The 8,781-nt window shown below is 36.8% G+C and carries 4 protein-coding genes and 2 pseudogenes; all 6 read right to left on the minus strand.

Annotated features, from left to right (window positions below; genetic code table 11):
- Positions 1–175: pseudogene (locus AC15TD_RS04375) on the minus strand (RagB/SusD family nutrient uptake outer membrane protein); the annotation flags it as partial.
- A 161-nt stretch (positions 176–336) separates the two neighbouring features.
- On the minus strand, positions 337–1,254 hold the full coding sequence (locus AC15TD_RS04380) for a glycoside hydrolase family protein (protein WP_484450916.1): 918 nt from the start codon (positions 1,252–1,254) through the stop codon (positions 337–339).
- Between the two features lie 23 nt (positions 1,255–1,277).
- The gene (locus AC15TD_RS04385) at positions 1,278–2,936 is read right to left on the minus strand and encodes a RagB/SusD family nutrient uptake outer membrane protein (RefSeq protein WP_484450917.1); all 1,659 of its coding nucleotides are present in this window, start codon (positions 2,934–2,936) and stop codon (positions 1,278–1,280) included.
- Between the two features lie 13 nt (positions 2,937–2,949).
- On the minus strand, positions 2,950–6,039 hold the full coding sequence (locus AC15TD_RS04390; protein ID WP_484450918.1) for a SusC/RagA family TonB-linked outer membrane protein: 3,090 nt from the start codon (positions 6,037–6,039) through the stop codon (positions 2,950–2,952).
- A 32-nt stretch (positions 6,040–6,071) separates the two neighbouring features.
- Positions 6,072–7,868, minus strand: a complete 1,797-nt coding sequence (locus AC15TD_RS04395) for a RagB/SusD family nutrient uptake outer membrane protein (protein WP_484450919.1) — start codon at positions 7,866–7,868, stop codon at positions 6,072–6,074.
- 10 nt (positions 7,869–7,878) lie between these two features.
- Positions 7,879–8,781 (minus strand): annotated as a pseudogene (locus tag AC15TD_RS04400) (hypothetical protein); the annotation flags it as partial.

Raw genomic sequence — 8,781 nt, forward strand, 5'->3', positions numbered from 1 at the left:
GGTCTTCAAAAGCTCTGGTTTCAAGTAATTTCTTTTCAAAAACAAAGCCACCAACAGCAGCGGGTGTAATCTCCATCTGGAAAATACTTGTGGTTTGTTGCCCAATCTTCCAACGACGAATGTCCCAGAAACGATGGTCTTCAAAAGCGAGTTCTACCATACGCTCGTTAAGGAGTTTCTCACGAAACGCTGCTTAACTTAAACCTGAAGGGAAAGAAGTTACACTGTTTTTTAAAAGTTTTTGTAAAATATTTATAGTTATTAAATCCACCTTCAAAAGCGATTTAATTTGGCAACTTTCATAATTTCTCAATTATGAAAGTTGCTTTATTTATTTTAATCCTTACCTGGGCCTATGTCGTTGTTAGGCTCAAAATTAGCATAATATTCCCCTAGTGGTGTTATGTTTCCATCCATATCAAAAAGGGCAGAAGAGGTTCCAGCAGCACTACTTTGATTAAATGAAAACCATGAGTAGCGGTGTACAAAATCCAGTGCTTCTAATTCTGGTAAAAGCTCTTTCATAAAGTTAAGCACTTGTTCTGGACTATACTTATTGTCTTCTGGTGTTGCAGCTGTCCAGTCTGCCACAGCGAATTCTGTAATCCAGATAGGTTTTCCGTATAAGTTGTAGGTTTCCTTTAACATATTAATAAAGTTCGTTACGCTAGCGCCTCGGTATGAATGCACAGTAATAAAATCTACTCTAAGGTTATTTTGAGTAGCCCTTTGCATGAATTCTTTCATCCAATCGTTAGCAGGATCAACTGTTGCTGGGCTTCCTAAAGGCACGCCTACTTCTTCAAGTTTAGGCCAGCGATCAATGGCTTCATCTACAGTCATATTTGCCTGCTCTACGCCATCTGGTTCGTTAAACCCTAGAAGGTAGTGCATTTTACCTGCATCTTTAAAAACTTTATAGGCAGCAATCTTTTCATCATCAATATTCCACTTACCCCATTGCATAGGTACAAATTCAGTATATTCTGGTTTAATGTCATAGACCTCACCACTCAGTCCAGCTCCCCAGGTATAAAACCAGTGAATTTTTAAAGTTGATAATTTGGTCGAAAAATTATCACTACTTAGTGTAAAACAAGCACCCTTTTTTCCTTTTGCCACGGCATCAGGACTAATAGGGGCTATTACCGGAGCCTCCATTTCGTCATAATTAAATTCGCCAAGATCAAATTTCCTTTCGCATGACGTAAAAATAACTGCACAAACGAAAATCATTCCAATTATATTTTTCATAGTTTTCTTTCTTTTTTAGTTTATTACCAGCCGGTATTTTGGTTTAAATTTAAGTTCTTGTTAAGTTCAGCTTGTGGTATGGGATATAAGTTCATACGGTCTTCAAAAGCTCTGGTTTCAAGTAATTTCTTTTCAAAAACAAAGCCACCAACAGCAGCGGTTGTAATCTCCATCTTGAAAATACTTGTGGTTTGTTGCCCAATCTTCCAACGACGAATGTCCCAGAAACGATGGTCTTCAAAAGCGAGTTCTACCATACGCTCGTTATACAATTTTTCACGAAAGGCTGCTTGACTTAAACCTAATGGGAAGTTTGGCATATTAGCACGTTGTCTTATCTCATTTACAGCGTCAAGTGCTGTCATGCCAAAAGCTGCGCCATTTTCTGGACCATAAGCTTCGTTCATGGCTTCAGCGTAATTTAAAAGGGTCTCACCGTAACGGAACAACACCCACGTGTGCTCTCTACTAGTTGTATTTGTAGGAAGCAAATTTATGTCTTCAATAACGTACTTTTTTAGATAATACCCCGTTTTTGTAGCATTGATAATAGGTTGGCCATTTGTTCCGCCAATAAAACTCCCTACGGTTTGACCCTTCCAACTAGAACCATTAACAATGATTGTTTGTTGCAAACGAGAGTCTCTTCCCGCATAAGGATCTGCTGGGTCATATCCAGATACAGGATCTGTAATAGGCAGTCCCGTGCTTTGCATTTCGTAAGCATCTACCAAATTTTGTGTAGGACATGTTCCGGTATTACCACCTTCGTAACCTACAGGGAAGTTTCGTCTTTCAAATCCATTTGAATTACCTTCGCGACGCTCAAAAATTAACTCATTACTTGTATAATTATTTACGATGTTTGAATAATCACCTTCTAATGAGTAAGCATTTAAATCTATTACAGATTTAGCCGCCGCCGCCGCACTTTGCCATAATGATACATCGTTGCCTGAGTTATGTAAAGGGCTAGCCGCATAAAGCAACATACGTGCTTTTAATGCTAGAGCTGCACCTTTGGTGGCACGACCAGTTTCTGAAACTGAAGAAAATCCATCGTAATCTTCTGGTAGTTCTGCTGAAATGGCATCGCATTCACTAACTATAAAATTAACAACATCGTTAAAAGTACTTTGCTGTGCATTTATGGCTTCATCGGGTGTTAATACTGTAGTTACTAACGGCACATTTTTATACCTTTTAACAAGCTCAAAGTAAAAGAAAGCCCTTAAAAACCTAGCTTCATAAGAGTAGTTATTAAACTGTTCGATAATTTCGGCATAATCTTCATTGTATTTATCTTCTAAAAATTCTTGTCCCTCAACTTCTTCAAGAAACATGTTTGCAGCACGCACACCAGAGTACATGCGCCCCCAAACATTATCTATTGGTTGGAGCGCGCTAAATCGGCCTTCGTTAAATCTTTGGATATCTGATAAATCTAATACATGTTCCGCCTCATCTGTAGCTGAGGAACGCATGGCCCCATCAACACTGTTAAAGTCTGTAGGGAGATAGCTATATATACCTGTTAAAAAGTTTTTAGAACGGTTAAAATCGTTAAATATATCATCCTTACGATTAAAGGATGTTTCATCATAGTCTAAATAATCACAACTACTAATTGTAAAGAAAAGTATAGTGATGAGTCCGTAATTTATATGTTTTAGTATCTTCATAGGTACTTATTTTTTAAAATTCAAATTTAACGCCAAGGTGGTAAGATGCAAGCGTTGGGTAACCAACACCTGTTGCTTCTGGGTCTGTAACCCTTACTGCATCAAAAGAGAATACATTCATACCTCGCCCGTAAATTTTCGCCTTTTTTATTTTTAATTTACTAACTAAACGCTCTGGAAAATTGTAATAGACTTCAAAACGCCTTAGCTTTAAATAATCTCCCTTTGTTAACCATATATCATTTTTGCGATAATTATTGGCATTTTCTAACAACGAAAGTCTTGGTAATGTAGCTGTTTGAGATGTTTCCGGAGTCCAGCTATTGGCTGCGTAATCAGAAATAGTATTATTGCCTCTTAGTGGCCAGAAAACACTTTTAGTATTTAAATAGAGCGTTTGATTAGCAATACCTTGAAACAGGACATCTACTCCAAAACCATGCATCTCGTAACCAAAGTTTAAAGCGTAGTACATTTCTGGATATGCATTGGCGTAACCAATAGGCACTATATCGAGATTATCAATAACCCCATCATTATTTTGATCCTTATATTTAATATCTCCTGGTCTTACATCAGAAAATAATTGCTGTGGGCTGTTGTCTATATCAGATTGATTTTGAAAGAAACCAAGAGTTTGTAAACCAAATTGCTGCCCTATTGAATTACCTGTTTCCTTTAAATAATCATATGGTTGAAATTCCTCATTCATCTCTACAATTTCATTTTGAGCAAATGTAAAATTACCTCCTACGAAGTATTTAAAATCCCCAACCTCCTTTTTCCATAAAAGTGAGGCCTCAATACCTTTGTTAATTACTTCACCTGCATTTTCTATGGCTGTATTAACCCCTATTAAAGAAGGCACTGCCCCATTGGTTTCAACAAGAATATTTTCTCGTTTGTCATAAAAAGCATCTACTGTCATTGAAAGTCCTCCGAATAATTCCATATCAATTCCAATATTGGTTTTTATTGAATTTTCATAAGTTAATCCTCGTGAGGCTAAGCGCCCTTCTCTAATACCTCCAAAATCATTATTGTTATTATTAAAATAATAACCACCGCCACCGCTAAATGCTTGATCAGCTAGGTTAGCAGACATAATATTATTACCACTCATGCCCCAAGACGCGCGTAACTTTAAATAATCAATATTTTTGCTGTCTTTTAGAAAATTTTCACGATTTACTATCCATCCTGCAGAAATAGCAGGAAAAAAACCAAAACGTTCACCGTCAGGTAAAAAATTGTTTCCACTATAAGATAAGACTCCATCAATAAAATAGCGGTTTTTATAGCCATAACTTGCTGTGGCTAAAGCGTTTTGACGCAGAAATGTATTGTACTGCCCATCTCTTACACGTTTATCCTGATGATACATTACAGAAGTATTAAGTTTATTATCATTCCATGATGTTTCATAGTTTACCTTACCGTACAGTGTTGCATGACGAATTTGATCTCCAAAACCATCAGAATAGTTTAAATCTGTTTCACTACCATAAATGTTTGAAATCGTATCGTTAATGGCTCCTGTTACAAGGCTTCTTGTAAACGATAAACTTTCGTATAAGAATTCACGTATTTTGCTCTCTGTATAGCTTACTTCATTATCATAGGCTAATGCTACTTCGGCCGATAAACCCTTTAACACACCACTCAAATCTTGAATTATTTGACCATCGGCCATGATTTGCCTGCCATTAGGTTGCCGCACGCCTGTAGAAGACACCAAAGCAACAGGATTGTTATCGTAAAATTCTGTACCACCCCATTCTCCATCAGGTGTTCTTACTGGAAAAGCTGCAGATGGCACGCTGTAAAGCGCATTCATTATACTACCAACTCTGGCTCCTGGCTCTGTACGACCATCTATGTTTCCTGCTACATTAACAATAAATTTTGTTGTATTTGTTAAATTAATATCAAAGTTTGTTCTAAAATTAAAACGATCATATTTTAATTGACTATCATAGCGATCATCAAGATTAGTATTATCAAATAACCCTCTTTCGTTTTGGTAATTTATTGAGGCGAAATATTTAACATTGTCTCCTCCACCTGAAAAACTTGTATTAACATTTGTTGTCGTTCCAAAATCTCTAAATGTTTCGTCGAACCAATTAACGTTAGGAAGTAAAGATGGGTTTTCATTGGTTTGAAAACCGTATAGGTCTTGATCAGAATACACAGCTGCGTTTCCATCAAGAATACTGGCTTGATTAACAGCTCTGGCATAATCATAAGAATCTAAGAACTCTGGTTCACGAAATGGAAAATTCCAACCTTGATCATAAGAAACTTCCACCTTAAATGTATCAGAATCACCTCTTTTTGTAGTTACTAACATGACGCCGTTAGCACCTCTTTGTCCATATCTGGCTAATGCGGTTCCATCCTTTAATACAGATACACTTTCTACATCGGCTAATGCTAATGATGACAAATCTCTTTCAAAACCATCAACAATTACCAATATAGAATTGTTATTCATGGTACCTCTGCCCCTCATATTTAAACTAGGGTTTCTGTTCCAAGGCTCTCCTCCATTTTGAAGCACCATAAGACCTGCAAGTTGCCCATAAAGACTTTCGGTAGGGTTATTTAATGAACTTTTTTCCAGCTTATCTGAGTATACAATATCTATAGATGATGTAACCTCTTCAGCAGACTTAGAGAATCCAAACCCAAGATTAACTCTCTTGTCTAAATTACCCAATTGGACTTTAACTACATCAGTTTTGACCTCAACAGTTTTTTCCATTTTATTAAGGGACAATTTTATTAACCCATTTATGGGGCTGTTTAGTATAGCAGAGCCCGATTTATCTGTTTTTGTGAATTCTAAAGCATTTTCAACTGACTGTACAACAACCCCTTCCAAAGGAAGACCAGAGTCATCCACTACAGATATAACTACTTCTTTTGTTTGTCCTGTCACAACTTGAGCAAAAAAGATCAAAACAATGATGCAGAAACTCTTAATAAATCTATGGTTTACAGTTTTTAAAACGTTTTGAAAACCGCTAAAAGTAGAATTCTGAAAATAGCTGCCTTTATTGATACTGACATTTAGTTGTTCTATTTTGTTTTTTTTCATTTGATATTAATTAGTATGTATTCAAATTGTAGTTATTCCCATCCTGGATTTTGCACTAAGCCATAACCTTTATTGATTTCGTCTGTCGGAAATGCACTTAAGTACCATTTTGGCGAAAAGTTGTTCTTCCAATAGCGCTCTGGAAGCTCGTTTGTTTCGTATGTAAATTCACCGTTCTGACGTCTAGTATCAACACCATATATTGTTTTGGTAAAACTGTCTTCCTTTTTCCAGCGAATAATATCAAACCAACGTACTTCTTCCTGATAAAATTCTAGAGCTCTTTCTTTTAATACCGCCTCCCGAAATTCTACTTGAGATAATCCAGTTGGAAGATCATTTAAACCTACACGATTCCGAACGTAATTAACAGCGTCATAAGCAGCTTGCGTTGGTCCTCCATTAGACTCGTTTAAAGCCTCTGCATAAGAGAAATAAATTTCAGGCAGTCTTAAATAAGGCCATTGAATTATAGATCGTACAGATGTAGCAGCATCTCCATCTAGCCAAAACTTTCTTTGTCTAAAACCGGATTTGCTTCCATTATGATTAGCGTTTCTTCTCTCCCGGCCTCCAATCCATAATTCTGCAGTACGCCCTCTATAAATATCACCATTTACCATAACACTTTCGTATAATCTTGGATCTCTGTTAGCCCATGGGTCATTTGGATCCCATCCAGAACCTGGAGCATTAATTGGCGTACCATCTGCCATGGGAAACATATCTACGTAATTCCCTGTAGGTACAGCAGAGCCATAGTTCGAACTTTGGAAAAAATAGTAAGAAACGGCCCAAAACCCTGCAGTTCTAAATCTTGTTCTCGTACTAATTAGAATTTCACCATTGCCGCGTTTGTAATAGCCATCTTGGAAATCCTGTCTCGGGTTTCCTGTATTTACGAGATCATAACCTCCGGCTGCTGCCGCGTCTAATGCATCTTTTGCAGCTTGTGCAGCGCGAGTCCATAAATTGGCATCGTACCCACCATGCCAGGTCATATTTTTATCTGAAGCTTCACCAGACATATAAGGCTGTGATTCGTTAAATAGAGGGCTTGCTCCAAACAAAAGAACTCTTGCCTTTAATCCCATAGCGGCTACCTTAGTAAAACGTCCATCCCAATTGGATAGGTCTTGTACATTTAATGGCAACACAGGAATAGCTTCATCTAGAAGTGCCACTATATTATTCATGGTTTCTTTTGAAGTGAGTCGAGGTAAATTCGTGTCTTCAGTAGGAGTATAAGCATGGTCTACCCATGGTAAACCTCCAAAATGACGAAACATGTCGGCATAGTGTATAGCAATTATCATTTTTGCTTCTGCTTTCAATTGTTCTTTATACTCAGTGGACGCATCTGGTACGCGATCAACATTCTCGATAATATTCCATCCAATTCTAATACCGTCCCAACTTTGTTCTTTGGTGTAATGGTATTTTGTGTTTGAAGCATCATTTTCTACCGCTGCAGAATATTGACCGTTAAAATACAGCCTGTTAGGGCCTCCCCAAGCTAAAAAGCTAGTCCCAATATCGGTCAAGGATTCTAATAAGTCCATACCTATTTTATTATCTTTGGCATTCCATCCTGTATTTAAGCCATAGGGTAAGGTTATATATCCTCGCCACATATAGCGTTCGGTTAATTCTATCGAGTTAAATATCGTGTCTGAAGTAACATCTACACTAGGTTCTTTCTCAAGAAAATCGTTTCCAAACTCCAGTGGTTCACAACTGTTTATAATCAGAGCTAGAATAGCAATGATATATAATAATCTTTTTGCTTTCATATTTGCTTTTTTTTTAATAATTAATTTTTTTTTCATAATAGCTTTTTTACAGGAAATTCACTCTAACTCCAAAATTATATAATTTTGTAAGTGGATATTGCGAATCGTTTGCTGTTCTAGATTCAGGATCGGTAATATCTAACTTAGAAATAGTAATAAGATTAGATCCATTCATAAAAGCTCTAAAATTGCTAATACCCATATTTTTCAAGAAGGCACTTTTGAAATTATAGCCTATCTCTAGATTTCTTAACCTTAAATAAGAAGCATCACGCAACCAAAAATCTGAATTTTTTGTGTTATTTTGGGTTCCGGTAAGTGTCATTCGTGGATACGTGGCCGTATCGGCTGTTTCAGGCGTCCATCGGCCATCGGCCATATACTGTAACAAAGAGCGATTTAAAGTAGCACCAAAAGCTACACGATATGTCTCCCCTAACATCCTCGAGGTGTTTGAAGCACCTACCCAAGACATGGAAAAATCAAAATTCTTATATTGAAAACCTAAATTTAGACCAAAACTGTTAAAAGGATATACGGGATAACCAATCGCCTTTTGGTCATTTTGATCAATGACACCATCTTCATTTAAATCTTTATATACCATATCTCCCGGCATCAAATTGTACTGATGGTCTGGAAGTAAATCATTACCAGTATCAGAATCATTGTAAAATTTATCGAATATGTACCCGAATGGTTGCCCTACAGGTTTGCCGGTTCTATATAAATAATCTTCTGTTTGAGGAACTTCATCCTGAAAAACAATTTTATTTTTGGCATGAGACATATTTGCATTTATCCAGTATCTAAAATCGTCACTAACTTGATGATTCCATTTAAGTTCCACTTCAAAACCTTTATTTTGTACTTCACCAATATTAACAGCTGGAAGATCGTAAGCTACAAACCCTGGTACAGTTCCCCTAAACGTTAGAATATCGGAACG

The organism is Yeosuana sp. (assembly GCF_057126245.1).

Excerpts from the sequence above, each read along its gene's own strand:
- AC15TD_RS04380 (WP_484450916.1), bottom strand. The coding sequence starts at position 1,254 with ATGAAAAATATAATTGGAATGATTTTCGTTTGTGCAGTTATTTTTACG.
- AC15TD_RS04385 (WP_484450917.1), bottom strand. The coding sequence starts at position 2,936 with ATGAAGATACTAAAACATATAAATTACGGACTCATCACTATACTTTTC.
- AC15TD_RS04390 (WP_484450918.1), bottom strand. The coding sequence starts at position 6,039 with ATGAAAAAAAACAAAATAGAACAACTAAATGTCAGTATCAATAAAGGC.
- AC15TD_RS04395 (WP_484450919.1), bottom strand. The coding sequence starts at position 7,868 with ATGAAAAAAAAATTAATTATTAAAAAAAAAGCAAATATGAAAGCAAAA.